The organism is Thioalkalivibrio sp. AKL19 (assembly GCF_000420165.1).
In the GTDB taxonomy this organism is placed as follows: domain Bacteria; phylum Pseudomonadota; class Gammaproteobacteria; order Ectothiorhodospirales; family Ectothiorhodospiraceae; genus Thioalkalivibrio.
The window spans coordinates 54,604-81,508 of sequence record NZ_ATUK01000012.1 but is presented as its reverse complement, the minus strand read 5'-3'; the positions used below and the strand labels follow the sequence as shown (position 1 = coordinate 81,508).

The window sequence follows — 26,905 nt, the reverse complement described above, 5'->3', positions numbered from 1 at the left end:
ACAGAAAAGGCTACCCGGAGGTAGCCTTTGAAAAATGAAGGGAGCCGGGGAAGTAACGACTTCGCACACCGCGAGAGGCAGCGTACCCGACTCACTCGCTAGAGATTAGCACATGGCTGTTGTTGGGGGTCAAGTGTGAATCTCCTCTTGACATCAGGGGCTTCCGGATTGCTCGGATCATATTCCGAGGCGTTGGCGCAGGGCGTCGAGCAGGCCGTCCATCGGGAGGTGTTCGGCCTCGCTGGCGGTGCGCGCCTGGTATTCGAGCTCGCCGGCGTCCAGGCCGCGTTCGCCGATGACGATGCGGTGCGGGATGCCGATCAGTTCCATGTCCGCGAACATCACGCCGGGGCGCTGTTCGCGGTCGTCCAGCAGGACCTCGAACCCGGCCGCCTGCAGATCATCGTGCAGCTTCTCCGCCGCCTCGCGCACGCGCTGGGATTTCTTCGCACCGATCGGGCACAGCGCAATGTCGAAGGGCGCGATGGCGGTGGGCCAGCAGATGCCGCGCTCGTCGGAGTTCTGCTCGATGGCCGCCGCCACGACGCGCGAGACGCCGATGCCATAGCAGCCCATGGTCACGACCTGTTCGCGGCCGTCCTCGTCCAGCACCCGGGCGCCCAGGGCCTGGCTGTACTTGTCGCCCAGCTGGAAGATGTGACCGACCTCGATGCCGCGACGGATCTCGATGGGACCGGAGCCGTCGGGGGCCGGTTCGCCCTCGGTGATGTTGCGCAGGTCGGCGGTCTCCGGCTGCGGCAGGTCGCGGCCCCAGTTCACGCCGGTCAGGTGGTGGCCGTCCGCGTTGGCGCCGACCACGAAGTCGGCCATGCCCAGCATTGCCTGGTCGGCCAGCACCGGGATCGGGCTGCCCACCGGGCCCAGCGAGCCGGGGTCGGCGCCGAACGCGGTACGGATCTCCGCCGCCTCGGCCATGCGCAGCGGCTCGGCGATCCAGGGGTGCTTCTCGGCCTTGACCGCGTTCAGTTCGTGGTCGCCACGCAGCACGATGGCGACCAGGTCGGCGTCGATTTCGTCGGAGGCGGCGACCACCAGGGTCTTCACCGTCTGCTCGGTCGGGATGTTCAGGAACCCCGCCAGCTCGTCGATGGTGTGTACGTCGGGCGTGGCGATCTTTTCCATCTCCGCGCCGGGAGCCGGGGCCGGCGTCGGCTTCGGGCAGGGGGCCAGCTCGACGTTGGCGGCGAAGCCGGCCGGGGAGAAGGCGATGGCGTCTTCGCCTGAACTGGCGAGCACGTGGAACTCGTGCGAGGCGTTGCCGCCGATGGCGCCGGTGTCGGCCTCCACCGCGCGGAAGTCCAGCCCGCAGCGTTCGAAGATGCGGGTGTAGGCCGTGTGCATCTGCTGGTAGGTCTCGGCCAGCGAGTCGCCGTCGATATGGAAGGAGTAGGCGTCCTTCATCAGGAACTCGCGCGCGCGCATGATCCCGAAGCGCGGGCGGCGCTCGTCGCGGAACTTGGTCTGGATCTGATAGTAGTTGATCGGGAGCTGGCGGTAGCTGCGGACTTCGCGGCGTACCAGGTCCGTGATGACCTCCTCGTGGGTCGGGCCGAAGCAGAAGTCCCGGTCGTGACGGTCCTTCAGGCGCAGCAGCTCGGCGCCGTAGAAGTCCCAGCGGCCGGATTCCTGCCACAACTCGGCGGGCTGCACCGCCGGCATCAGCACTTCCAGTGCGCCGGCGCGGTTCATCTCCTCGCGCACGATGCCCTCGACCCGGCGCAGCACGCGCAGCCCCAGCGGCAGCCAGGTGTACAGCCCGGAGGCCAGCCGGCGGATGTAGCCGGCGCGCAGCATCAGCTGGTGGGAGACGATCTCGGCGTCGGCCGGGGTTTCCTTCAGGGTGTTCAGCGGGAATTGCGAGACGCGCATCGGGGGCATCCGTGGTTGATGGCTGGAAAGGGTTCAGAACGTGGTGCCGTTGGTGCCCCAGAAGTGGCGCGGGGCGTCGGCGAATTCGATGTACACGCGGGCGGGTTCGATACCCAGCTCTGCCTGCAGGGCGTCGCACAGCTTGCGCGACAGATCGCGGGTCAGGCCCTCGGGCAGGCCGATGCTTTTCAGCTCGCAGTAGGCGAGCGGTTGGGTCGAGCCGCCAAGGCACATGGCCGGGTTGTGCCGGCAGGCGACCATCACGTAGCCCTCGGGCTTGCCCAGCCAGTCGGCGACCTCCGCGGACAGGCGCTGGCACAGGCCGGTGGTGTCGTCGGGCAGGGCGGTGTTGGTCTCGACGTGCAGCAGTGGCATGGCATCCTCCCGGTCGTTCCAGAAAGGTCGCCATGATACGGGGAGCGCGTCATCGGTGCAGCGTGCAAACTGGCCGGGGCGGGGTGAAACCCTTGTCAGGGTGGCTATACTCGCTGCGAGGGAGGCGCACCGTCCAGGACGGATTGCGTTCAGTATCAGGAAATAATAAATTAGAAAAAGCTAATATATGGAGCCGGCCGGCGAGCAGACCGCGCGCCCCGGTGACCTCATCAAGCAAGGACAGACGCCTCATGACACGAAACCGGATGCGCCACGCCCTGTGGGGCCTGCTGCTGTTGCCGTTCGCGGCCCAGGCCGAATTGCCGTTCGAAACGGCGACCGCGGAACGCCAGACCATTGCCCAGGAACGGATCCTGGACGGCCGGGTGGAGGCGGTGCAGCGCTCCACGATCTCGGCCCAGACCTCCGGGCGCATCCGCGAGATCTACGTGGACGTCGACGACTTTGTCGAGACCGATGAACTTCTGGTCCGGGTCAGCGACACCGAGCAGCAGGCCCGCGTGAGCCAGGCCGAAGGCGATCTGGCCGAGGCCCGTGCCCGGTTCAACGAGGCGCGGTCGGAGTTCGAGCGCATCCGCGACGTGTTCGATCGCGGCGTGGTGTCGCGTTCGGAGTTCGATCGAGCCGAGGCCGCGCTGGAATCGGCGCGCGCCCGCCTTCGCTCGGCCGAAGGCCGGGTCGAGGAGGCCCGTGAGCAGCTTGGCTACACCGAGGTGTATGCCCCGTATTCCGGTATTGTCACGGAGCGGCATGTTGAGGTGGGCGAGTCGGTCAGCCCGGGTTCACCGCTGCTGTCCGGGATCAGCCTGAATCAGCTGCGGGTTGCGGTGGACGTCCCGCAGCGCCTGATCCACAACGTGCGCGAGCGACGCAGCGCCGAGGTCCTGCTGAACGGTGACCGGGTGACGGCCGACAGTCTGACCATCTTCCCCTATGCCGATCCGGCCAGTTCCACCTTCCGCATCCGTGTGAATCTGCCGGAGCAACAGGACCTGGGCCTGTTCCCGGGCATGTTCGTGAAGACCGCGTTCGTGGTGGAGGACGTCGAACGCCTGCTGGTGCCGGTGGAAGCCGTGGTGTATCGCAGCGAGGTGATCGCGGTCTATGTGGTTGACGAGGACAACCGGGTGGCGTTTCGCCAGGTGCGGGTCGGGCGTCAGCATGACGGCATGATCGAGATCCACGGTGGCCTGGACGACGGCGAACGCGTGGCGCTGGATCCGGTGCACGCGCAGATCTATCTGAAGGAACATCAGCAGGTGAACCGATGAGCGATGCCACCACGGACGGGGCGTCCGCCCGCATGGGCATCTCCGGGCGCATTGCCAAGGCCTTCCTGACCACCCAGATCACCCCGCTGCTGGCCCTGATCGGTCTGCTGCTGGGGTTGTTCGCGATCCTGGTCACGCCGCGCGAGGAAGAGCCGCAGATCAACGTGACCATGGCCGACGTTTTCATCCCGTTCCCCGGGGCGGGTGCGCAGGAGGTGGCCCAGCTGGTGGCCACCCCGGCCGAACAGGTGCTCTCGGAGATCGAGGGCATCGACGATATCTATTCCGTCTCGCGCCCGAACATGGCGCAGATCACCATCCAGTTCAAGGTCGGCGAGGATCGCACCGAGGCCCTGGTGCGTCTGTATAACCAGGTGTTCTCCAACCAGGACTGGCTGCCGGCGGGGCTGGGGGTCGGCGAGCCGATCATCAAGCCGATGGGTATCGATGACGTGCCCATCGTCAACGTGACCCTGTGGACCGAGGACCCCGAGCGCGGCGGGCACGACCTGCTGCGCGTGGCGCACGGGATCGAGGCCGAACTCAAGCGCGTGCCCGGTACCCGCGACATCTACACCGTCGGCGGGCCGGATCACGTGGTCCATGTGCGTTTCAAGCCGGAGACACTGGCGGCCTACAACCTGTCGGTGGAAGATCTCCGCACCAGCCTGCAGGCCTCCAATTTCTCGCGCGACGCCGGGCGGCTGTACCACGACGACGAGGAGATCCTGGTCCAGGCGGGCGACTTCATCACCGAGCCCGAGGCCTTCGCCAGCCTGGTCGTGGGGATGCATGACGGGCGTCCGGTCTATCTAGAGGATGTGGCCGAGGTCGTGCAGGGCCCGGCCTATGCCACCGAGCACGTCCGTTTTGCCCATGGGGCCGCGGCCGGTGACCGCGCGCGCCTGGGCGACAGCCATCCCGCGGTCACGGTGGCGATCGCCAAGCAGCCGGGGACCAATGCCCCGGATATCGCCGATGCCCTGGTCGAGCGCCTGGAGCAGCTGCGCGGGACCTACATCCCGGACGGGATCGAGACGACCATTACCCGCAATTACGGGCAGACCGCGGACGACAAGGCCAACACCCTGATCCAGAAGCTGATCCTGGCGACCGCCTCGGTGGTGATTCTGGTCTGGATCGCGCTTGGCTGGCGCGAGGCGTTTATCGTCGGCGTGGCGGTGGTGATCACCCTGGCGATCACGCTGTTCGCCTCCTGGGCCTACGGGTTCACGCTCAATCGCGTGTCGCTGTTCGCGCTGATCTTCTCCATCGGGATCCTGGTGGACGATGCCATCGTGGTGGTGGAGAACATCCACCGGCACATGGCCAAGGGTGGCAAGAAATTCCTCGAGGCCATCCCGCTGGCGGTGGACGAGGTCGGCGGGCCGACGATCCTCGCGACCTTTGCCGTGATCGCGGCGCTGCTGCCGATGGCCTTCGTGACCGGCCTGATGGGCCCGTACATGAGTCCGATCCCGATCAACGCCTCGATGGGGATGATCATCTCGCTGGCGGTGGCCTACGTGGTCACGCCGTGGCTGACCTACAAGGTCCTGCGGCGCCAGGCCGAGAAGCACGAGCATGCGGCGCCCGCCGGCGGCGGCCACAGCGCGGAGAACGAGAGCGCCTCGGCCGGGCTAATGAAGATCTTCAACACGCTGCTGCTGCCTTTCCTTGGCAGCGGCGGGCGCAAGAAGGTCAACCGCCTGGCGCTGTGGGTGGGCACTCTGGTGCTGATTCTGGCCTCGGTATCGCTGGCGTACTTCCAGCTGGTGGTCATGAAGATGCTGCCGTTCGACGACAAGTCGGAGTTCCAGGTGGTGCTGGACATGCCGGAAGGGACCAGCCTGGAGCGGACCTCCCGCGTGCTGGCGGAGATGGGGGACTACCTGAAGACGGTCCCCGAGGTGCACAACGTGCAGACCTACGCGGGCACCGCGGCGCCGATCAACTTCAACGGCCTGGTGCGCCAGTACTACCTGCGCGAGGGGTCACATGTTGGCGACATTCAGGTGAACCTGGTCGATGCCTCCGAGCGCGATCGCAAGAGCCACGCGGTGGCCCTTGGCGTGCGCGAGGCAATCAACGCGATCGCCGATCGCCACGACGCGGCGGTCAAGGTGGTCGAGGTCCCGCCGGGGCCGCCGGTGATGTCGCCGATCGTCGCCGAGATCTACGGGCCGGACTACGACGGTCAGATCGAGATCGCCCGGCAGGTGCGCGAGCGTTTCGAAAACACCGATGGCCTTACCGATATCGATGACTCGGTCGAATATCCGGGGCAGAAGAAGATCCTGCAGGTCGACCGCGAACGCGCCGCACGCCTGGGTGTGTCGCAACAGGCGGTGGTGCAGGCGATCGAGACCGCCCTGTCGGGTGAGGACGTGACCTACCTGTACGGCACCAACGTGAAGTACGCGGTGCCCGTGCGCCTGGAATTCGAGCAGGCCGAGAAGGGCAGCCTGGACCCGGTCCTGGGGCTCAAGGTGCGCGCGCGCGACGGCACGCTGGTGCCGCTGTCCGAGGTCGTCAATGTCGTCGACTCGAGTCTCGAGCACTCGATCCACCACAAGAACCTGTTGCCGGTGGTCTACGTGATGGGCGACCTGGCCGGCGGGCTCGACAGCCCGCTGTACGGCATGTTCGACATGTTCTTCGGCCTGCGCGACCAGCCGATGGCCTACGACGAGCCGCTGGAGCAGCTGTTTATCAGTCAGCCGGACAACCCCTATAACTTCTCGCTCAAGTGGGACGGCGAGTGGCAGGTGACCTACGAGACCTTCCGCGACATGGGTATCGCCTACTCGGTGGGGCTGCTCCTGATCTACCTGCTGGTGGTGGCGCAGTTCCGCTCGTACATGGTGCCGTTGATCATCATGGCGCCGATCCCGCTGACCGTGATCGGGGTGATGCCGGGGCATGCCTTCATGGATGCCTTCTTCATGGACGCCAAGTTCACCGCGACCTCGATGATCGGGATGATCGCGCTCGCCGGGATCATCGTGCGCAACTCCATCCTGCTGGTGGACTTCATCAACGAGGAGATCCGCCGCGGTGTCGACGTGATCGACGCGGTGGTGCACGCCGGCGCGGTGCGCGCCAAGCCGATCGTGCTGACCGGCCTGGCGGCGATGGTCGGGGCCGGGTTCATCCTGGACGACCCGATCTTCTCCGGCCTGGCGATCTCGCTGATCTTCGGGGTGTTCGTCTCCACGCTGCTGACGCTGGTGATCATCCCGGTGCTGTACTACCTGTACGTGCGCACCCGGGTCGACCTGATCCGCGCCCAGGCGGCGTAAGCCATACCGGCCATCGCGAGGAGCGCAGCGACGTGGCGATCTCCATGGGCGGCCCCGAATGACGTGGCCGGAGTCCGGCGTTTTCGCCATCGGTGCGCGACCGGCTACAATCGACGCCATCGAACCGAACCGGAGACGCTCGATGGATGTCGAGATGGGAGAAGAGGGCCTGAATGTCCTCGGGATCAGCCGCGAACAGTGTGCCACCCTGGTGGAGGTCCTGAAGGCCAGCGAGGACCAGCGCTTCATGGAGGACCCCGAACTGCGCAAGCTGTTCAAGCTGCTGGCCGTGCTGCAGAGCGACCTCTGGGATGACATGACCGCCGGGCAGTTCGACTTCGCCCCCTACAAGAAGCAATAGGCCCATCCGGCGCCTTCCCTGGCGCCCGCACCGGAGTCTTTCATGCCCGATAATGATTCCCGCCGACCGTCCAATTTCGTGATCGGCAATATCTTTCTTGGCGCCGCCGCCATCATGCTGTTCTTTTTCGTGACGCTCTGGGAGGTCCTCGGGGTGTTCGCGCTGCTCATGTGGATGGGGCTGGCCGCCATCGGGGTCTACTTCATCGTCAAGGACAAGGATATCAATCCGGGCGGTCCCCCGAACTGAACCGGTGCATTCGGCACATCCGACGGCCGTGAAGCCAGCCCCGGCATCGCCGGGGCTGGCTCGCTTGCGCAGCGAGTTTCTCGAGTCCCTCGCGGAGCGCGTCGCGGAGCTGGAAATGCTTGCTCAGGCCCTTGACGGCACCGGGGCGGATAGCGACCGGCTAGCCACCCTGTACCGCGAGGCACAGACCTTGGCGCAGGCCGCCCAGATTTTCGATATCGGGTTGATTCGCGGGGTGGCTGAATCGCTGTGCGCCGCCCTGGCCGGCGTTCGTCGTGCCCCGATCGGGCCGGATCGCGACCTGATCCATGCCGGGGTTCGGCGCCTCGCGATGAGTGTTGAGGCCTACCGACAGCGTGCGCGTCCGGTCGCGCAGGCCCGCATGCAGCCCTTGGGCGGGCGCCCGGCCGAAACGCGGGTGTGCCTGATCGACGACGGTGGCGAGGCCGGTGACGAGATCGCTCGCATGCTCGACGAGCAGGGCTTTCGCGTGACGCGGGGTGAAATGGGTGGCTCTGGGACCGATAGTGCCCCTGACGACGCCCCTTTATCCGCCGTAGTGCTGTGCGCCGATACCGTGGCCACCGACGGTGGCGGGTTGCCCGGTTTGGGGGCCGCGTTGGGTAGCGGCCTGCCGGTGCTGGCTGTTGCGCGCAGCTGGAGGTCCGGGGCGCGTCTGGAATGCGTTCGCCAAGGCGTGGCGCGTTGTCTCGATCATCCGCTGGCCACGGACACCCTGATCGAGCAGTTGATGCAGATCGGCGGCCTGATCGTCGATTCGGACTACCGCGTGCTGCTGGTCAAGAATGATGCGGCCGACGGCGGCCTCGAGTCGTACCTGACTGGCGCCGGTCTGGGTGTCGCCAGCGCCTCCGATCCGGAGGTCGTCCGACGTCACCTGCGCGAGGCCGGCGCGGATGTGGTCGTCCTGGATTTGCAGGGGCTGGCCGAACCGGTGGAGTCGTTTGTCGCGTTGCTGCGCACCCGGGACAATGGTGGCGCGATCCCGCTGCTTCTGTTGACCGAGGATCCCAGTCGGATCAATCACCTGATGACGTTGCATCCAGGGGTTTCCGGGGTGTTCCTGAAGCCGGTGGAGCCGGCGCGAGTCGCGGCAACCATCACCGCGCGGGCGCGCCAGATGCGCCAGATTGACGGGGTCAGCCAGGCCTATCGGGATGCGCTGTACGAGCGCGAGCGCGAGCACGTGGCGGTCAACGAACACTCCCTGGTCAGCATCGCCGATATCGCCGGCAATATCATCTACGCCAACGAGCGGTTCGCGCGGGTGAGCGGCTACGCCGTGTCCGAGCTTATGGGGCGCAACCACCGGATCCTGAAGTCCGGGCAACATCCGCCGGAGTTCTACGCTGACTTGTGGGAGACCATTGCCGCCGGCCAGATCTGGCGGGGCGAGGTGTGCAACCGGGCGCGCAGTGGATCGCTGTACTGGGTGGAGACCACCATCGTCCCGTATCTCGGAAGCAACGGTCGTCCCTATCAGTACGTGTCCATCCGTACCGAGATCACCCATGTGAAGCGTCAGGAGCATCGCCTGCGCTCGAGCCAGATATTCGCCAACATGGGGACCTGGGAGTGGGCGCCGGCCCGCGAGGCGCTGGGCTGGTCGGAGCGCATCCCGCCGCTTCTGGGCTACCCCGAGGGCGGCCTGGAGCCGACGGTCTCCAATTTCCTGGACGCCGTGCATCCCGATGATCGCGCCCGGGTACGCGCCGCCATCGCCAGCAGTCTGCGCCGCGGTTCCTACCTCGAGCTGGAACACCGGGTGATCTGGCCGGACGGGTCGGAACACTGGCTGCTGGAACGCGGCGACGTGGTGCGTGGTCAGGACGGCGAGATCCTGTACATGCTGGGCGTGATGCAGGACATCACCAAGCGCAAGAATTCCGAGCTGGCGCTGTCCGACCTGTCCACCCGCCTGCTGGAGTCGCAACGGCTCGCGCGTATCGGCAACTGGGAGATGGATGCGCTTGATGGACGGATCACCTGGTCTCGGGTGCTCCGCGAGATCTTCGAGCTGGATGCCGAAGACGCGCCGCTCGAACGCGATGATTACCTGAACCTGGTGCACCCGGAGGACCGCCATCAGGTCGCGAGCTTCCTGTCTGGCGTTGGCGAGAGTCGGCACCACGAGATCAACCACCGGGTGGAGCTGCCCGGCGGACGCATCCGCTTTGTCCACATGATCGCGAGTGGGCGCTTCGATAGCGACGGCCGATTGACGCACGTCGGCGGAAGCTTGCAGGACATCACCGAGCTGCACCAGGCGCAGGAGCACTTGGCGTTGTTCCAGCGCATCTTCGAAGCCTCGGAACAGGGGATCGAGGTGGTGGATCGCGAGGGCCGCTTCGTCTACGTCAATCTGGCTGCTCTGGAGATGCTGGGCTACCGTTCGGAGGAGTTGCTGGGCCGGGATTTCCACGAGCTGGGGATCATCCCGGCGGAGAACAAGAAGGAGGAGCAGGAGATCGACCAGGTGCTGGCCGAGGGCGGGGCCTGGACGGGCAAGCTGCCCCAGCGCTGTGCCAACGGGGCCGTGTTTATTACGGCCAGCACTATCGGCGTGTTGCGCGATGCCCGTGGCGAGCCGCAATACGGCTTCAATATCTTCAGTGATTTTACCGATGAATTGCGCCGTCGCTCGGAGCTGCATCGGGCACGCGAGACGGCCGAGGCGGCCAACCGCGCCAAATCCGACTTCCTTTCCAACATGAGCCACGAACTGCGCACGCCGATGAATGCCGTTCTCGGGTTTGCCCAGTTGCTGGAGAGTGATTCGGCGCTGGATGAACACCAGCGTGGCCACCTGGAGGAGATCACGCGCGCGGGCCGGCACCTGCTGGACCTGATCAACGAGATCCTGGATCTTGCCCGAATCGAGGCCGGTCGCATGCAGGTCGAGCCGGAACCGGTGGCGCCGGGGCCCGTGCTGGAGGAGTGTCTGTCCCTGCTGGAGCCCATGGCACGCGAGTATCGCGTGGATCTCGAGCCGGACCATCTGCCGGCCGTGATGCTGCAGGCCGATCCGCGGCGGCTGAAGCAGGTGCTCCTGAACCTGCTCTCCAATGCGATCAAGTACAACCGGCCCGGCGGTCGCGTGCGTGTGAATGGCGAGGTCAGGGAGGCCGATGTGCGGATCGCTGTACGTGACAGCGGGCCGGGCCTGACCGAGGCACAGTGCCGGCGGCTGTTCCAGCCGTTCGAGCGGCTGGCGGCGGAGGAGCAAGGGATCGAGGGCAGCGGTGTCGGGCTTGCGATTACCCGCAATCTGGTCGACCTGATGGGAGGCGAGATCGGGGTCGACAGTGTGCCGGGGGAGGGCAGTACCTTCTGGTTCCGTCTGCCCCGGGCTCGAGGCCGGTTGCTGCCGGGCGCGGGGGATGATGCGGCGATGCCTGACGGCGCCCATGCGAAGGGCGAGTGCCGCGTGCTCTGTATCGAGGACCACGATGCCAACCAGCGTCTGATGCGCGAGATGCTGAAACAGCAGGGCGCGGCCGATTGCCGAATGGCGGAATCCGCCGCCGAGGGCCTCGACATGGCCCTGCGGGATCCACCCGATCTGATCCTGCTGGATCTGAACCTGCCGGTAATGGACGGCTTTCAGGTGCTGCGTGCGTTGCGGGCCGAGCCGGAGCTGGCCGCGATTCCGGTGATTGCGGTGACCGCCGATGCCACGGATGCCACGCGCCAGCGGGTCGAACAGGCCGGGTTCAACGATTTGCTCACCAAGCCGATCGGAGCGAGTTCGCTCCTGCGGGCGCTGGAAGGCTGCCGTACCAGCCGCCCGACGGACTGAACCGCCAAAGGGGATGCGCGGTGCCGCCTCCCTTCTGGGTCAGCGTTGGCCTAAAGAAAGAGAAAGCCGACGATCGCGACCGCCGCGATCACCGCGACGGCATCCGCCGTCAGCGCGGCGGCCAGGGTGTGGCGCACGCGCTTGATGCCGATGGCGCCAAAGTACACGGCGAGCACGTAGAAGGTGGTCTCGGTCGAGCCCTGCAGGGTCGAGACCAGGATGCCGACATGCGTGTCCGGCCCGGTGGCCGGATCCTGCATGATGCCGGCCATGATGCCGTAGGCGCCGGAGCCGGACAGCGGGCGCAGCAGCGCCATCGGCAGCGCCTCGGCCGGCAGGCCGAACGGCGTGGTCAATGGCCCGACCAGCCCGACAAACATCCCCAGTGCCCCACTCTCGCGCAGCATGCCCACCGCGACCAGGATCGCGACCAGGTAGGGGATGATGCGCAGCGCGACATTGAAGCCCTCCTTCGCCCCCTCCACGAACACCTCGTAGACCGGTACGCCGCGAATGACGCCGTAGGACAGGAAGCCGACCACCAGCCCGGGGATGATCCACGGGGCGATGGCCTGACCGTAGAGGATGGTCAGCGGGATGATTGCGAGCACTCCGGCCAGCACGGTCAGCGAGACCCACGCGGGATAGCCCTCGGTGGGGACCTCGATGTTCATCGGTTGCTGGTTGGTCGTGTCCGCTGTCGGGTCGGCGTCCTGGGTGGACTCGGCGGTCGCGTCCCGGCCGGCCTCGCGCATGGTGTCGTCCAGCTCGCTCGCGGCATCCGCGGACGTCTGGTCCGGATCAATGCTGCGGGTCGCCGGTGGTGCCAGAAAGTAGCGCTGCAGGATCAGCGCGCTGGCGATCCCGGCGATGGTGGCGAACAGGGTCGCGAACAAGGTGGTCGGCAGGATCGCGGCCGGGGCCTCGGAACCCAGCGATGCACGCAGGGCGATCACACCGGTGGGCAGCAGCGTGATGCTGGAGGTGTTGATCGCCAGGAACAGCGCCATCGCGTTGGTCGCGGTGCCCGGGTGCGGGTTGAGCTTCTCCAGCTCCTGCATCGCGCGGATGCCGAACGGCGTGGCGGCGTTGCCCAGGCCCAGGATGTTTGCGGAGAAGTTCAGGATCATCGCGCCCATCGCCGGGTGTTCGGGCGGCACCGACGGGAACAGGCGCACCATCAGTGGACGCAGCAGCCGCGCCAGCACGGTCAGCAGGCCGCCGGCCTCGGCGATCTTCATCAGGCCCAGGAACAGGGCCATCACCCCGACCAGCCCCAGCGCCAGTTCCACCGCGGAGCCGGCGGCGTCGATCGCGCCCTCGGACAGGGCCTGCATCGGTTGTTCGTCGGGATCGGTGGAGCGGATCTCGCGGATCGCGGCGGTCGCCACGGCGATCACGATCAGCGCGAGAAAGATCAGGTTCATGCGGTACCGTGTGCCACGGTCAGCGGTTCTCCCCGCGTGATACACCGCGCAGCACGGCATCCATCGCGCGGGCCGGCAGCAGCCACTTGAGGAAGGCGAACAGCCGCGTGGGGAAGGTCACGTGATAGCGCACCCGCGGGCGGCGGGCCTCCAGGGCGTGCACGACACAGCGCGCGACGGCCTCGGGCCCCAGCGTGAACGGTGCATCGGCCTCGGCGTTCGCCATGCGGGCCTCGGCCGCTCGGTAGGTCTCCTGCCAGGGGCCGTGTTCGCGCTGGACGTGGTAGCGAAAGGCCTTCAGCGCGTTGGCACGGAACGCGCTGCGGATCGGTCCCGGCTCGATCAGGGCGACATGGATGCCGGTCCCGTGCAGTTCCTGCCGCAGGGTGTCGCTCATGCCCTCGATCGCGAACTTGGAGGTCACGTAGGCGCCACGCAGGCGCAGGGCGACCAGGCCCAGGACCGAGCTGTTCTGGATGATGCGGCCCTCGCCGGCGCGGCGCATGGCGGGCAGGACGGCGTTGGTCAGTTCCAGCCAGCCGAGGACGTTGGTCTCCAGCTGCGCACGCAGGGTGGCGCGGTTCAGATCCTCCACGGCGCCCGGCTGGCCGTAGGCACCGTTGTTGAACAGGGCATACAGGTGGCCGTCGGTCCGGTGCAGGATCTCGGTGACCGCGCTATGGATGCTGGCGGAGTCGTCGAGATCCAGTTGCAGCGCCTCGAAGCCGTCCTTCTTCAATCGGGCGACATCCTCGCCGCGCCGGGCGGTGGCGAACACGCGGTAGCCGCGATCCCGCAGCACGCGCGCGGTACAGGCCCCGATGCCGCTGGAGCAGCCGGTAATCAGGACCGCGCGCGCGGGAGATTCGCTCATGGCGGCGGGATTAGTAGGTGAGAGTGGCGACATCGTCCTCGACGACCTCGCCGATGAAGGCCCCGCCGCCCCGCATCCCGTCCAGCTCGGGCACGGCGTTGTCCAGGGTCAGTCCGTTTTCGTCCATGGCCCCCGCGCAGGCGTAGAAACGACAGCCCGCCGCGTGAGCATCCTGCATGAAGCTGTAGACGGATTTTTCCTTCGCCTCGCCGGGGTAAATATTGTCCGCCACGCCCTGGCGCAGCAGGCGCGTGGTGCCGGCTGCAAAGTAGATCTCCACTTCCAGGTCCATCGCGGCGGCGACAGTGGCCTGGAAGAACGGGGCCCCCAGGGTGCCGGGGCGGTCCAGGTCCAGGTTCAGTAGCATGATCACGATCTTTTCGGCCATGACGGGTCCTTGTGCGGTCGTCTCGTCGTTTCTTTACTCGGGGGAATGATCCGCGCTGCGGCTTCCGGGCGCAAACACGGATTGTCGGCAGGGAAGGCCTTTTATTCCCGGGAAACGGCCGCATAATACGCCTCAACCCGTGTTTTCGCGGATACATTCCGAGGATTCCTGCCATGCCCATTTACGAATATCAGTGCAAGGACTGCGGCGAGATCTCCGAGATCCTGCAGAAGATCTCCGATCCGCCGGCCACCATCTGCCCCGAGTGTGGGGCCGAGGCCCTGACCAAGCAGGTCTCCGCGGCCGGATTTCGCCTGGCCGGTGGTGGTTGGTACGAGACCGATTTCAAGAAGGACGGCAAGCGCAACCTTAAGGAGGGTAGCGGTTCGAGCGCCAGCAGCGCGCCGAAGTCCGAGTCGTCCGGTAGCGCCAAGACCGGTACCGCCGCGACCGGCACCTGATCAATGCTGGTCTCCCTGCGCCGCTACCTGATTGCAGGGCTGCTGGTCTGGCTGCCGCTGATCGTCACCGGCTTCATTATCAAGCTGCTGGTCGACCTGCTGGATTTCACCATCCTCCTCCTGCCGCCGGCCTGGCGGCCGGAGGCCATTCTTGGTTTCTCCATCCCGGGTGCCGGCATCGTGCTGGCGGTCGTGGTCGTGTTTGTGACAGGCGTGGTGGTGGCCAATATCGTCGGGCGCAAGCTGGTGTCGGTGGGCGAATCGATCGTCCGCCGCATCCCGCTGGTCAGTTCGATCTACGGGGCGGTCAAGCAGGTCACCGAGACCGTGCTGTCGGACGGTGGACAGGCGTTTCGCAAGGTGATGCTGATCGAGTATCCACGGCGCGGCCTGTGGTCGGTCGGCTTCATGACCGGGGTCGCGGTCGGCGAGGTGCAGGACCGTACCGAGCACGACGTGGTGACCGTGTTTGTCCCGACCACCCCCAATCCGACCTCCGGCTTCGTGCTGATGGTCCCGCGCGAGGAGGCCATCGAGCTGGACATGACGGTGGAGGACGGCCTCAAGTTCGTGATGTCCATGGGGGTCGTCACCCCCCTGAAAAGCCCCGAGGATGCCCCGGCTCCGGTTGCGCGGGAGCAGGGCAAATCGTAAGATTTCCGGCCTTTTCGCGGGCGCGAGCGGCATGTTCGCCCCGTTTTCCCGACTAACCGTGCAGCCCCCTGGCGGGCGTGCCCTTCGGCTGGAACAGCGCAATGCGAACTCATCTGTGTGGACGTGTCACCGAGAACGAACTCGACTCGGAGGTGACCCTCTGCGGCTGGGTCAACCGCCGGCGTGACCACGGCGGCGTGATCTTCGTCGACTTGCGCGACCACGCGGGGCTGGTGCAGGTGGTGTTCGACCCCGACCGCGAGGAGGTCTTCGCGCGCGCCGAGCAGCTGCGCAGCGAGTACGTGATCCGCATGACCGGCCGTGTGCGCCGGCGCCCCGAAGGCACCGAGAATCCGGACCTGACCACCGGCGCGGTCGAGATCCTGGGCTTGGAGCTGGAGGTCCTGAACGCCGCGAAGACCCCGCCGTTCCCGCTGGACGACGAGGACGTCGGCGAGGACACCCGCCTGCGCTATCGCTACATGGACCTGCGCCGCCCGTTGATGCAGCAGCGTCTGCGCCTGCGCGCGCAGGTCTCCGCGGCCATGCGCCGCTTCCTCGAGGACCGCGAGTTCCTCGACCTCGAGACCCCGATGCTGACCAAGGCCACACCGGAAGGTGCGCGTGACTACCTGGTGCCCAGCCGCACGCATCCGGGCAGCTTCTTTGCCCTGCCGCAGTCGCCGCAGCTGTTCAAGCAGTTGCTGATGATGTCCGGCATGGATCGTTACTACCAGATCACCCGCTGCTTCCGTGACGAGGACCTGCGCGCCGACCGCCAGCCGGAGTTCACCCAGCTGGACATGGAGATGGCGTTCGTCGACGAGGCGGACGTGATGGAGGTGACCGAGGGCCTGATTCGCCACCTGTTCCGCGAGGTGCAGGGCGTGGAACTGCCGGATCCGTTCCCGCGCATGGCCTATGCCGAGGCGATGGCCCGCTTTGGCTCCGACAAGCCGGATCTGCGCATCCCGCTGGAGTTCACCGAGCTGACCGAGGTGATGCAGGCGGTGGAATTCAAGGTCTTCAGCGGCCCGGCGAACGACCCCGAGGGTCGTGTGGCCGCCCTGCGCGTCCCGGGCGGTGCCAAGCTCACGCGCAAGGAGATCGACGTCTACACCGAGTATGTCGGTCGCTACGGCGCGAAGGGCCTGGCCTACATCAAGGTCAACGACCCGGCTGATATCGAGGGCGGGTTGCAGTCGCCCATCCTCAAGTTCCTGCCGGAGGACGTGACCCGGCAGATCCTGGAGAAGACCGCGGCCGCCGCCGGCGACCTGATCTTCTTCGGCGCGGACAAGGCCTCGGTGGTCAACGAGGCGATCGGTGCGCTGCGCGTGAAGATCGGCCACGACCTGGAGCTGGTCGAGGCAGGCTGGCAGCCGCTGTGGGTGGTCGACTTCCCGATGTTCGAATACGACGACCAGGACAAGCGCCTGTACGCCCTGCATCACCCGTTCACCGCCCCGGCGGTGGACAGTCCGGAGGCGCTGCGCGCCAACCCGCGCGAGGCGCTGTCCCGCGCCTACGACATGGTGTTGAACGGCACCGAGGTCGGCGGCGGCTCGATCCGTATCCATAACCCCGAGATGCAGCAGGCCGCGTTCGAGGCCCTGGGCATCGGTGAGGAAGAGGCGCGCGAGAAGTTCGGCTTTCTGCTGGATGCCCTGAACTTCGGCGCCCCGCCGCACGGCGGCCTGGCCTTCGGCCTCGACCGCCTGGTGATGCTGATGAGCGGCGCCCACTCGATCCGCGACGTGATGGCCTTCCCCAAGACCCAGACCGCCGCCTGCCTGCTGACCGATGCCCCGGCCCCGGTCGGCGAGAAGCAGCTGCGTGAGCTGGGCATCCGCCTGCGCCCCAGCGCTACGCAACAGGCCGGGTAACGGCCCGGCCGGTCGCGCATCATGGCCGGCATGCGCACCAGCGTTGTTACCGTCCACGGCTGGCATATGTCCGGCCTGGAGATGGCCTTGTTACGGCGTCGACTGCGCGCCGGGGGCCACGCGGTGTACCCGTTTCGCTACGCCTCGCAGCGGCAGACGCCGGAGCAGGCGGCTCGCGCGCTGGCGGCCTTTCTGGAACAGGTCCCCGGGGACCTGGTGCACCTGGTGGCACACAGCCTGGGCGGCGTGGTGGTGCGCCACCTGTTCGAGGCCGCTCCTGTGCAACGCCCCGGTCGCATCGTGATGCTCGGCTCCCCCCTGGCTGGAAGCCGCGTGGCGGCACGCCTGGCGCGGAACCGGGCCGGGCGCTGGTGGCTGGGTGCGGCGCTGGATCGCGGCCTGCTCGGGGGCAGCCCGATCCTGCGCGGGCGCGACATCGGCATGCTGGCCGGCAGCCGCTCGCTCGGGCCGGGCCCGCTGATCGCGCGTCTGCCGCATCCGCATGACGGCCTGATTGCGGTGGACGAGACGCAGGGCCCCGACGTCTCGCGCCACCTGACCCTTCCGGTCACGCACATGGGCATGCTGTTCGACACCGTGGTGGCGCACGAGACCCTGCACTTTCTGGAGGCGGGCGAGTTCCTGCCCTGACGCCTGGCTAGCCCGGTCAGGGGCAACAAGAACCGTTATCGCGAGGCGCGCAGCGCCGTGGCGATCTCCCAGGGTGCCCCGGCGACGATGCGAACGCTACGGTTTCGTCAGGCGATTGCTTCGCCGCTGAGTGTCTCGCAATGACAGGGCGACGGTGACGGTGGGGTGGGCATGCCGCCACGCGCATCCGTGATTAGCACGGCCCCAGCGATTAGACTGTGCGCATTCCGGTGCCCGGCGGCATGCCGGGTCGGTATAACCGAACCCAACCCAAGGAGTCGTGACCGAATGGCAGGCCACAGCAAGTGGGCGAACATCCAGCATCGCAAGAATGCCCAGGACGCCAAGCGCGGCAAACTCTTCACCAAGCTGATCCGCGAGATCACCGTCGCCGCGCGCCAGGGTGGCTCGGACCCGGAGACCAACCCGCGCCTGCGCCTGGCGATCGACAAGGCGCTGGGTTCCAACATGACCCGCGACACCATCGAGCGGGCCGCCAAGCGCGGCGCCGGCGAGAGTGATGGCGACAATGTCGAGGAAATCCGCTACGAGGGCTATGGCCCGGGCGGCGCGGCGGTCCTGGTCGACTGCATGACCGACAACCGCAACCGCACGGTCGCCGAGGTCCGTCATGCCTTCTCCAAGATGGGCGGCAACCTTGGCACCGACGGCTCGGTCGCCTACCTGTTCCAGAACAAGGGCGTGATCCGTTTCGCCCCCGGGCTGGATGACGAGGTGGTGATGGAGGCCGCGCTGGAGGGCGGGGCCGAGGACGTCCAGGTCGAGGACGACGGTGCCATCGAGGTGATCACCGAGCCGGAGACCTACCAGGACGTGCGCGCCGCGCTGACGGAGCGCGGCCTGGAGCCGGAAAACGCCGAAGTCACCTGGCGTCCGGAGACCCTCGCACCGCTGGATGCGGAAACCGCTGAGTCGGTCCTCAAGCTGCTGGACATGCTCGATGACCTGGACGACGTGCAGAACGTCTACACCAACGCCGACTTCCCGGAAGAGGTCAGCGGTGACTGATCCGGACGCGGTGTGAGCGGCGTGCGCATCCTCGGGATCGACCCCGGTTCCCGGGTCACCGGTTTCGCCGTGATCGAGTATGACCGAAGCCGCGGCCGTTCCTGCGGCCACGGGGTGATCCGGCCGAAGGCGAAGGCCTTTCCCGAGCGCCTGGGCGAGATCTTCGCGGGGGTGGTCGAGGTGATCGACGAGCTCAAGCCCGACGTGCTGGCCATCGAATCGGTGTTCGTCGCGCGCAATGCCCAGTCCGCGATCAAGCTGGGGCATGCCCGGGGCGCGGCCATCTGCGCCGCCACCCAGGCCGGCCTTGCGGTACACGAATACGCCCCGCGCGCGATCAAGCTGGCCGTGGTCGGCATCGGCGGGGCGGACAAGGAACAGGTCCAGCACATGATGCAGCAACTGCTACGCCTGGCCGAACCGGCCAGCAGCGATGCCGCCGACGCCCTGGCCGTCGCGCTTTGCCATGCCCACACCCAGCAGAATGAGGCGCGCCTGCTGGGTTCGGCCTCCGCCATGATCGGGGGGCGTCCATGATTGCCCGGCTGGAAGGCCGGCTGATCAGCCGCGAGGTGGGTGGTGTTGTGATCGACACCGGCGGGGTCGGCTACGAGGTCGATGTCCCGCTGTCCACGCTGGCGGCCCTGCCAGAGCCGGGCGAAACCGTCGTGCTGGCCACCCACCTCGTCGTGCGCGAGGATGCCCACCAGCTGTTCGGCTTCCTGAACAAGCGCGATCGCGACCTGTTCCGGCGCCTGATCCGGGTGAACGGCATCGGCGCCAAGCTCGCGCTCGCGATGCTCTCCACCTATGCCGGCGACGAGCTGGCGGGTCTGATCAGTGGTGGTGACGTCACGGGCCTGGCCAAGGTGCCGGGCATCGGCAAGCGCACGGCCGAGCGCATCGTGCTGGAACTGGGCGAGCGTCTCGTAGAGATGGGCTTTGCCGCTGCACCCGCCGGGGGCGTGGCCGGCAGCGAGCCGACGCCCGCCGCCGCGATGGAGGGCGAGGCACTGGCCGCGCTGGAGTCGTTGGGCTATCCGCGGGCCAGCGCCGAGAAGATGGTCGCGGCGGTCCGCGACCAGGCGGATTCGGTGGAGACGCTGGTGCGGCTCGCCCTGCGCTCCACCGTCAAGCGCTAGCGCACACCCGGCTGCGCGCTCGCTGGCTACCGTTTCACGAGCCTTTTGCTTCAGTGTCCTGTCTCGCCCCATGCAGGCTGGCCCCGGTTCGTCCTGGGTTGTTTACGGTGGCTCCGGTCTGCCGCCTGCCACGCGCTCTCTCGCCAGCGCACCGCGAGGTCCTTTCTTGCTTGTCCAAGAAAGGACCCAAAGAAGGGCACCCGGATTCCGCCCAGGAACCTTGCTCCAGGGCCCTCGGGCCGGCGGCGCTGAACTCGCTACGCCTTCGGCTCCGCTCAGACATCCAGCGCCTTCTCCCGGCCCGAGAACCCTTCCGCAAGGGGCTCCATACGGGAGAGGAAGGTCAAAACCGAACGTATCCTCACGCTTCTGCCTAACCATAGGCATCGCCGCCCGAAAGCCCCCGGCGCCCGCTTGCGGGCGCGGCACGCTATGGCCGCAGGCCGAGCGTGCCCAGATGCCGGAAGACCCAGCCTTCATCTACTGGCGCGCACGTGTGGATCGCCGTTGTCTTGACCTTGAACCCCCCGTTGTCGTCGCGCCGAGTGGAGAGGGTTTTCGCGGGAGAAAAGGGGCTGGATGTCTGAGCGGAGCCGTAGGCGCAGCGAGTTCAGCGCCGCCCGCGAAAACCCTCGGAGCGAGGGAAACCCCGGCCCGCACAGCGGGCCGGGGTCGCGGCAGTCGGGCGTGTTTCTTGGGCACTTCTTTGCACGAGCAAAGAAGTGCCTCGCGGCGCGCTGGCGAGTCAGCGCCTGGCAGGCGGCCGGACGAAGGCACGTAAACACCGATGCCGAACCAGGGCCAGCCACCACGAGGCAGGCGGCGGGCCGAAGGCAGGCGAAACACCGGGCGACGAACGGGGACCAGCCATCAACGCCCAAGGGTGAGCGATTGCCAGCCTGGGGCGGAGAGGCGGATGACGCCGAAAGCGGGGATCTCGTTGGACGCCGCGCGCGGCGCTCGCGTACACTTGAGGGCGTATCCGTACCCGTCCTGAAGCTCCGAACCGTTGTCCGTGAACGGGGTCCAGTCCCCCGGTGAAACGGTGCGGGAAAGGCCGGGTCGAAGATCCCGAATGAATCGCAGTATCGCCGCCGGCAAAGGCCTGGCGGCCCCGACCCAGACCATCCGGAGGTCCCCCGTGTCCGCGCCTGCTCTGCTCGTCCTGGAAGATGGCACTGTGTTTCATGGTCAGGCGATTGGCGCCCTGGGCCAGACGGTTGGCGAGGTGGTGTTCAACACCGCGATGACCGGGTATCAGGAGATCCTCACCGATCCGTCCTATCACCGGCAGATGGTTACGCTGACCTATCCGCATATCGGCAATACCGGGACCAACCCGGAGGACGACGAATCCTCGCGGGCACATGCCGCAGGGCTGATCATCCGTGATCTGCCGCCGCTGGTGTCCAACTGGCGCTCGCGCGAGTCGCTGCCCGACTATCTGCTGCGTCACGGCATCGTGGCGATCAGCGGGATCGATACCCGCAAGCTGACCCGCATCCTGCGCGAGAAGGGCGCGCTGAACGGCTGCATCCAGGCCGGTGACGTGGACGAGGCTGCGGCCCTGGCGGCGGCCCGCGAGTTTCCCGGGATCAAGGGCATGGACCTGGCGCGCGAGGTGACCACGCGCAGCCGCTACGAGTGGCTGGAGGGGACCTGGCAGCTGGGCGAGGAGCCGGCCCGGGTTGATGCGAAGGCCGCCGACTACCATGTGGTGGCCTACGATTTCGGCATGAAACAAAACATCCTGCGCATGCTGGCGGATCGCGGCTGCCGCGTGACCGTCGTTCCGGCCGAGACGCCGGTGGACGAGGTGATGGAACTCAAGCCGGATGGCGTGTTCCTGTCCAATGGTCCGGGCGACCCCGAGCCCTGCACCTATGCGATCAATGCGATCCGCGACTTCTGCGAGCGCAAGCTGCCGCTGTTCGGGATCTGCCTGGGGCATCAGCTGCTGGGTATCGCCAGTGGCGGCAAGAGCGTGAAGATGAAGTTCGGCCACCACGGGGCGAACCACCCGATCCGGCACGAGGCCAGCGGGCGGGTGATGATCTCGTCGCAGAACCACGGCTTCGCGATCGACGAGGACAACCTGCCGGAGACGCTGACGCCGACGTACCGCTCGCTGTTCGACGGCACGCTCCAGGGCATCGCCCGCACCGACTGCCCGGCCTTCAGCCTGCAGGGCCATCCGGAGGCGAGTCCGGGTCCGCATGACGTGTCCCCGGCGTTCGACGACTTTGTCGAGATGATGCGCACGGCGCGCAGCTAACGCCTTCCCCCCGTTTTCACGACCGAATTTCCGATTTCGACAGCCTGCGAGAGCCGTCACATGCCCAAGCGTACCGATATCCAGAGCATCCTGATCCTCGGGGCCGGCCCGATCGTGATCGGTCAGGCCTGCGAGTTCGACTACTCCGGTGCCCAGGCCTGCAAGGCCCTGCGCGAGGAGGGTTTCCGGGTGATCCTGGTGAACTCCAACCCGGCGACGATCATGACCGACCCGGAGATGGCGGATGCCACCTACATCGAACCGGTGGAGTGGGAGACGGTCGCCAAGATCATCGAGAAGGAGCGCCCGGACGCCGTGCTGCCGACCATGGGCGGGCAGACCGCGCTGAACTGCGCGCTGGACCTGTCGCGCGAAGGCGTGCTCGAGAAGTACGGCGTGGAGATGATCGGCGCCAACGAGGCGGCGATCGATATGGCCGAGGACCGCGATCACTTCAAGGCGGCAATGGCCGACATCGGCCTGGATACTCCCACGGCGATGCTCGCGCACTCCTGGGAGGAGGCGCAGGAGATCCAGCCGAAGATCGGCTTCCCGGTGATCATCCGGCCGTCGTTCACCCTCGGTGGTTCGGGCGGTGGCATCGCCTACAACCGCGAGGAGTTCGAGTACATCGTCAAGAACGGGATCGACCTGTCGCCGGTCAACCAGGTGCTGCTGGAGGAATCCGCGCTCGGCTGGAAGGAGTTCGAGATGGAGGTGGTCCGCGACAAGGCGGACAACTGCATTATCATCTGCTCGATCGAGAACCTCGATCCGATGGGCATCCACACCGGCGACTCGATCACCGTGGCCCCGGCGCAGACCCTGACCGACAAGGAATACCAGATCATGCGCGACGCCTCGCTGGCGGTGCTGCGCAAGATCGGCGTGGAGACCGGTGGCTCCAACGTGCAGTTCGCGATCAACCCGGAAAACGGGCGCATGATCGTGATCGAGATGAATCCGCGGGTGTCGCGTTCCTCCGCGCTGGCGTCCAAGGCGACCGGCTTCCCGATCGCCAAGGTCGCCGCCAAGCTGGCCGTGGGCTACACCCTCGACGAGCTGAAAAACGAGATCACCGGCGGGCTGACCCCGGCCTCGTTCGAGCCGTCCATCGACTACGTGGTCACCAAGATCCCGCGCTTCACCTTCGAGAAGTTCCCGCAGGCCGAGGCGCGCCTGACCACGCAGATGAAGGCGGTGGGCGAGGCCATGGCCATTGGCCGCACCTTCCAGGAGTCGTTCCAGAAAGCGCTGCGCTCGATGGAGACCGGTATGGACGGCCTCGACGAACGCATTGACCTGGACGCTGCCGACGTGGTGGATCAGCTGCGCACGAAGCTCGCCAACCCCAGCCCGGAGCAGGTGCTGTACGTGGCCGACGCCTTCCGTGCCGGTTTCTCGATCCAGGATATCTTCGACCTGACGGCGATCGACCCCTGGTTCCTGGCGCAGATCCAGGAATTGGTGGACGTCGAGAAGGGTCTGCGCGACCGCATCCTCGGCGACATCAAGGCCGAGGAGATGTACCGGCTGAAGCAGCGCGGTTTCTCCGACCTGCGCCTGGCAACGATCCTCAACGAGACCGAAAAGGCGGTGCGCAAGCATCGCCATGGCCTCGGCGTGCGCCCGGTGTACAAGCGGGTGGATACCTGTGCGGCCGAGTTTGCGACCACCACCGCCTACATGTACTCCTCGTATGAAGAGGAGAACGAGGCGGAGCCGACCGACAAGCAGAAGATCATGGTCCTGGGCGGCGGGCCCAACCGCATCGGCCAGGGCATCGAGTTCGACTACTGCTGCGTGCACGCAGCCCTGGCGATGCGCGAGGACGGCTACGAGACCATCATGGTCAACTGCAACCCGGAGACCGTCTCCACTGACTACGACACCTCCGACCGGCTGTACTTCGAGCCGCTGACGCTGGAGGACGTGCTGGAGGTCGTGGAGACCGAGAACCCGGCCGGCGTGATCGTGCAGTACGGCGGGCAGACCCCGCTGAAGCTGGCGCGCGATCTGGAGGCCGCCGGCGTGCCGATTATCGGCACCAGCCCGGATTCCATCGACCTGGCCGAGGACCGCGAACGCTTCCAGGCCCTGCTGAACAAGCTGGGGCTCAAGCAGCCGCCGAACCGTACCGCGCGCAGCGAGGAAGAGGCGGAGAAGCTGGCCGAGGAGATCGGCTACCCGCTGGTGGTGCGCCCGTCCTACGTGCTCGGTGGGCGCGCGATGGAGATCGTGCGCGACCGCGAGGACCTGCGCAGCTACATGCAAAACGCGGTGTCCGTCTCCAACGATGCCCCGGTGCTGCTGGACCGCTTCCTGGATGACGCGATCGAGGTCGATGTCGATGCCATCTCGGATGGCGAGAACGTGATCATCGGCGGGATCATGGAACACATTGAGCAGGCCGGCGTGCACTCGGGCGACTCCGCCTGCTCGCTGCCGCCGTTCTCGCTGTCCATGGCGCTGCAGGACGAGATGGTCGAGCAGGTGCGCAAGATGGCACTGGGGCTGAAAGTCGTGGGCCTGATGAACACCCAGTTCGCGATCAAGGGCGACGACATCTATGTGCTGGAGGTGAACCCGCGCGCCTCGCGGACCGTGCCGTACGTCTCCAAGAGTGTCGGCCGCCCGCTGGCCAAGATCGCTGCGCGCTGCATGGCCGGCCAGACCCTGCCCGACCAGGGCGTGGGGGACGCCGTCTACCCCGACTACTACTCGGTGAAGGAGTCGGTCTTCCCGTTCGCCAAGTTCCAGGGCGTGGACCCGATCCTGGGGCCGGAGATGAAATCCACCGGTGAGGTGATGGGGGTCGGCCGCAGCTTCGCCGAGGCCTTCGCCAAGAGCCAGCTGGGTGCGGGCGTGCTGCTGCCGTCCACCGGCAAGGCCTTCGTGTCGGTGCGCGAGATCGACAAGCCGCTGGTGGGCGAGGTCGCCCGGCGTCTGGTCGAGCTGGGCTTCGAGGTGCTGGCGACCCGCGGCACGGCGAACGTGCTGGAAGAAGCGGGTATCGCGGTGACCCGGGTGAACAAGGTCACCGAGGGCCGCCCGCACATTGTGGACATGATCAAGAACGACGAAATCAGCTTCATCATCAATACCGTGGAGGGCAAGCAGTCGACCTCCGACTCCTACACCATCCGCCGCGAGGCGCTGATGCACAAGGTGGGCTATACCACCACCATCGCCGGGGCCAGGGCCACCGTGCAGGCCCTGGACCATCTGGGGGCGAACGACGTCTTCCGGCTGCAGGACCTCCACCAGGAAAATCTCGGAGGGAAAAGCGCATGAACAAGACGCCCTTGACCGTGACCGGCGCGGAAAAGATGAAGGAAGAATTGAAGAAGCTGAAGGGCGAGGATCGCCCGCGCGTGGTCAACGCGATCTCCGAGGCGCGCGAGCATGGTGACCTCAAGGAGAATGCCGAGTATCACGCCGCACGCGAGCAGCAGAGTTTCATCGAGGGCCGCATCCGCGAGCTGGAGGCGAAGCTCTCCAACGCGCAGATCATCGACGTGACCACGTTGCCGCAGACCGGCAAGGTGGTGTTCGGCACGACCGTGGTGCTGGAGGCGACCGAGGACGGGCGCCAGGTGACCTACAAGATCGTGGGCGAGGACGAGGCCGACATCAAGAACAACATGATCTCGGTCTCCTCCCCCATCGCGCGGGCGCTGATCGGCAAGGAAGAGGGCGATGTGGTCACCGTGCAGGCCCCGGGCGGGGAGACGGAATACGAGATCCTGGAGGTTCGCTACGTCAACTGACGTGGCCGTGCCCGGTTGCGCCCGGTTGCGGGGCCGGGCGGCGCTGTCAGGCGGGGTCTAGCGAGACCTTGGGGTCGTCCGGGTTGCGCCGGAACAGGGTGGCCACATGACCAATGCGTTGTACCCGCTCGGCGCCGGTGCGTTCGCACAGTTCTTCGACGGTCCCGTTGCGGGCCTCGCGGTCGCCGATGTTGACCTTGATCTTGACCAGTTCGTGGTGGGTGAGCGCCTGCTCCAGCTCCGCGAGCACCGCGTCGGTCAGCCCATTGCGGCCAATGGTCACGATGGGTTTGCGAGGATGGGCGAGGCTGCGCAGATGGCGGCGTTGCGCGTCGGTCAGATTCACGGGAGGCCGTTTTCGGTGTTGAAACCACGAAATTGTAGCACGCCGCGCCCCGGCGCGAGGATCGGGTATGCCCAAGCGTAGCCGCTCCAGCCAGCGCTGGCTGAAGGAGCATTTCGACGACCCCTACGTCCAGCGGGCCCAGCAGGAGGGCTATCGCGGGCGCGCGGTCTACAAGCTGCAGGAGATCGACGAACGTGACCGGCTGCTGAAGCCGGGGATGCGCGTGGTGGATCTGGGCGCGGCCCCCGGCGGCTGGACCCAGTACGCGGCCCAGAAGATCGGTCGCAAGGGGGTGCTGGTCGCCACGGACATCCTGCCGATGGACCCGGTCCCGGGCGCGGCGATCGTGACCGGCGACTTCCGCGAGGATACCGTTCTGGACGCGATCCTCGCGGCCCTCGGGGGCGAACCCGCCGACCTGGTCCTTTCCGACATGGCCCCCAACCTGACCGGTACGGATGCCGTGGACCAGCCGCGCTCGATCCACCTTTGTGAACTGGCACTGGAGTTGGCCACCCAGATTCTGAACCCTCGGGGGGCGTTTCTGGTCAAGCTGTTTCAGGGGGAGGGTTCGGACGCCTACCTGGCCGAAGTCCGCCGCCGGTTCGGATCGGTCAAGGTGCGCAAGCCGAAGGCCTCGCGGCCACGGTCACGGGAAGTGTATGTATTGGCGCGCGAGCCCCGGGATGTGTAAAGCTCCCCGCAACTGACGA

At 66.8% G+C, this 26,905-nt stretch carries 22 protein-coding genes and 1 pseudogene; 16 read left to right on the top strand and 7 right to left on the bottom strand.

Annotation, left to right across the window (positions count from 1 at the left end; all coding sequences use genetic code 11):
- Nucleotides 1–177: 177 nt before the first annotated feature.
- Entirely contained in the window at nt 178–1,890 is a 1,713-nt protein-coding gene (locus F817_RS0107005; protein ID WP_024326977.1) for a proline--tRNA ligase, read from the bottom strand.
- A gap of 33 nt (nt 1,891–1,923) precedes the next feature.
- The gene (locus F817_RS0107000) at nt 1,924–2,265 is read right to left on the bottom strand and encodes a phenylpyruvate tautomerase MIF-related protein (protein WP_024326976.1); all 342 of its coding nucleotides are present in this window, start codon (nt 2,263–2,265) and stop codon (nt 1,924–1,926) included.
- A 266-nt stretch (nt 2,266–2,531) separates the two neighbouring features.
- On the opposite strand from F817_RS0107000, the gene F817_RS0106995 reads away from it, so the two are divergent.
- From F817_RS0106995 to F817_RS0106975, 5 genes are all read left to right on the top strand, one after another.
- Nucleotides 2,532–3,557, top strand: a complete 1,026-nt coding sequence (locus tag F817_RS0106995; RefSeq protein WP_024326975.1) for an efflux RND transporter periplasmic adaptor subunit — start codon at nt 2,532–2,534, stop codon at nt 3,555–3,557.
- Nucleotides 3,554–6,859, top strand: coding sequence for an efflux RND transporter permease subunit (locus F817_RS0106990; protein WP_024326974.1), 3,306 nt, complete (start codon nt 3,554–3,556; stop codon nt 6,857–6,859). The genes F817_RS0106995 and F817_RS0106990 overlap by 4 nt, the downstream gene beginning before the upstream one ends.
- Nucleotides 6,860–7,001: 142 nt before the next feature.
- Nucleotides 7,002–7,220, top strand: a complete 219-nt coding sequence (locus F817_RS0106985) for a hypothetical protein (protein ID WP_024326973.1) — start codon at nt 7,002–7,004, stop codon at nt 7,218–7,220.
- Between the two features lie 42 nt (nt 7,221–7,262).
- On the top strand, nt 7,263–7,469 hold the full coding sequence (locus F817_RS0106980; RefSeq protein ID WP_018143899.1) for a hypothetical protein: 207 nt from the start codon (nt 7,263–7,265) through the stop codon (nt 7,467–7,469).
- A gap of 28 nt (nt 7,470–7,497) precedes the next feature.
- The gene (locus tag F817_RS0106975; protein ID WP_024326972.1) at nt 7,498–11,289 is read left to right on the top strand and encodes a PAS domain-containing protein; all 3,792 of its coding nucleotides are present in this window, start codon (nt 7,498–7,500) and stop codon (nt 11,287–11,289) included.
- 50 nt (nt 11,290–11,339) lie between these two features.
- On the opposite strand, the gene F817_RS0106970 is transcribed toward F817_RS0106975, so the two are convergent.
- The 3 genes from F817_RS0106970 to F817_RS0106960 are packed head-to-tail and all read right to left on the bottom strand — an operon-like array spanning nt 11,340 to nt 13,978.
- Nucleotides 11,340–12,716, bottom strand: a complete 1,377-nt coding sequence (locus tag F817_RS0106970; RefSeq protein WP_024326971.1) for a nucleoside recognition domain-containing protein — start codon at nt 12,714–12,716, stop codon at nt 11,340–11,342.
- A gap of 19 nt (nt 12,717–12,735) precedes the next feature.
- Nucleotides 12,736–13,590: an SDR family NAD(P)-dependent oxidoreductase gene (locus F817_RS0106965; RefSeq protein ID WP_024326970.1), complete on the bottom strand. Its 855-nt coding sequence runs from the start codon at nt 13,588–13,590 to the stop codon at nt 12,736–12,738.
- Between the two features lie 10 nt (nt 13,591–13,600).
- Complete coding sequence (locus F817_RS0106960) at nt 13,601–13,978, bottom strand: DsrE family protein (RefSeq protein WP_024326969.1); 378 nt, start codon at nt 13,976–13,978, stop codon at nt 13,601–13,603.
- Between the two features lie 173 nt (nt 13,979–14,151).
- Here F817_RS0106960 and F817_RS0106955 point away from each other — a divergent pair, with 173 nt between their 5' ends.
- The 7 genes from F817_RS0106955 to ruvA all read left to right on the top strand — a co-directional run bounded on the left by F817_RS0106955 (nt 14,152) and on the right by ruvA (nt 19,801).
- Nucleotides 14,152–14,439: an FmdB family zinc ribbon protein gene (locus tag F817_RS0106955; protein WP_024326968.1), complete on the top strand. Its 288-nt coding sequence runs from the start codon at nt 14,152–14,154 to the stop codon at nt 14,437–14,439.
- Nucleotides 14,440–14,442: 3 nt separating this feature from the next.
- Complete coding sequence (locus F817_RS0106950; RefSeq protein ID WP_024326967.1) at nt 14,443–15,093, top strand: DUF502 domain-containing protein; 651 nt, start codon at nt 14,443–14,445, stop codon at nt 15,091–15,093.
- A 101-nt stretch (nt 15,094–15,194) separates the two neighbouring features.
- Complete coding sequence (gene aspS / locus F817_RS0106945; protein ID WP_024326966.1) at nt 15,195–16,979, top strand: aspartate--tRNA ligase; 1,785 nt, start codon at nt 15,195–15,197, stop codon at nt 16,977–16,979.
- A gap of 21 nt (nt 16,980–17,000) precedes the next feature.
- A complete protein-coding gene (locus F817_RS0106940) occupies nt 17,001–17,630 on the top strand; it encodes a triacylglycerol lipase (RefSeq protein ID WP_024326965.1) in 630 nt (209 codons plus the stop codon).
- Nucleotides 17,631–17,918: 288 nt separating this feature from the next.
- Nucleotides 17,919–18,659, top strand: a complete 741-nt coding sequence (locus F817_RS0106935) for a YebC/PmpR family DNA-binding transcriptional regulator (RefSeq protein ID WP_019583966.1) — start codon at nt 17,919–17,921, stop codon at nt 18,657–18,659.
- Nucleotides 18,660–18,680: 21 nt separating this feature from the next.
- A complete protein-coding gene (gene ruvC / locus F817_RS0106930; RefSeq protein WP_024326964.1) occupies nt 18,681–19,196 on the top strand; it encodes a crossover junction endodeoxyribonuclease RuvC in 516 nt (171 codons plus the stop codon).
- Nucleotides 19,193–19,801 carry a Holliday junction branch migration protein RuvA gene (ruvA, locus tag F817_RS0106925; protein ID WP_024326963.1) on the top strand — a complete coding sequence of 203 codons (609 nt, stop codon included), beginning with the start codon at nt 19,193–19,195 and terminating at the stop codon, nt 19,799–19,801. Before ruvC ends, ruvA begins: the two co-directional genes overlap by 4 nt.
- Nucleotides 19,802–20,076: 275 nt before the next feature.
- Here the strand turns inward: ruvA and F817_RS14835 are convergent.
- Nucleotides 20,077–20,281: pseudogene (locus F817_RS14835) on the bottom strand (hypothetical protein).
- Between the two features lie 661 nt (nt 20,282–20,942).
- Between F817_RS14835 and carA the strand changes: the two are divergent.
- The 3 genes from carA to greA are packed head-to-tail and all read left to right on the top strand — an operon-like array spanning nt 20,943 to nt 25,846.
- Nucleotides 20,943–22,076 (top strand): glutamine-hydrolyzing carbamoyl-phosphate synthase small subunit, encoded by a 1,134-nt coding sequence (gene carA, locus F817_RS0106920; protein WP_024326962.1) that lies wholly within the window; start codon nt 20,943–20,945, stop codon nt 22,074–22,076.
- A 60-nt stretch (nt 22,077–22,136) separates the two neighbouring features.
- Nucleotides 22,137–25,370 carry a carbamoyl-phosphate synthase large subunit gene (gene carB / locus F817_RS0106915; protein ID WP_024326961.1) on the top strand — a complete coding sequence of 1,078 codons (3,234 nt, stop codon included), beginning with the start codon at nt 22,137–22,139 and terminating at the stop codon, nt 25,368–25,370.
- Complete coding sequence (gene greA, locus F817_RS0106910) at nt 25,367–25,846, top strand: transcription elongation factor GreA (RefSeq protein ID WP_017941361.1); 480 nt, start codon at nt 25,367–25,369, stop codon at nt 25,844–25,846. Before carB ends, greA begins: the two co-directional genes overlap by 4 nt.
- Nucleotides 25,847–25,892: 46 nt before the next feature.
- Here greA and yhbY read toward each other — a convergent pair whose 3' ends face one another.
- Nucleotides 25,893–26,192, bottom strand: a complete 300-nt coding sequence (gene yhbY / locus F817_RS0106905; protein WP_024326960.1) for a ribosome assembly RNA-binding protein YhbY — start codon at nt 26,190–26,192, stop codon at nt 25,893–25,895.
- 67 nt (nt 26,193–26,259) lie between these two features.
- On the opposite strand from yhbY, the gene rlmE reads away from it, so the two are divergent.
- Nucleotides 26,260–26,886 (top strand): 23S rRNA (uridine(2552)-2'-O)-methyltransferase RlmE, encoded by a 627-nt coding sequence (gene rlmE, locus F817_RS0106900; RefSeq protein WP_024326959.1) that lies wholly within the window; start codon nt 26,260–26,262, stop codon nt 26,884–26,886.
- Nucleotides 26,887–26,905 lie beyond the last annotated feature (19 nt).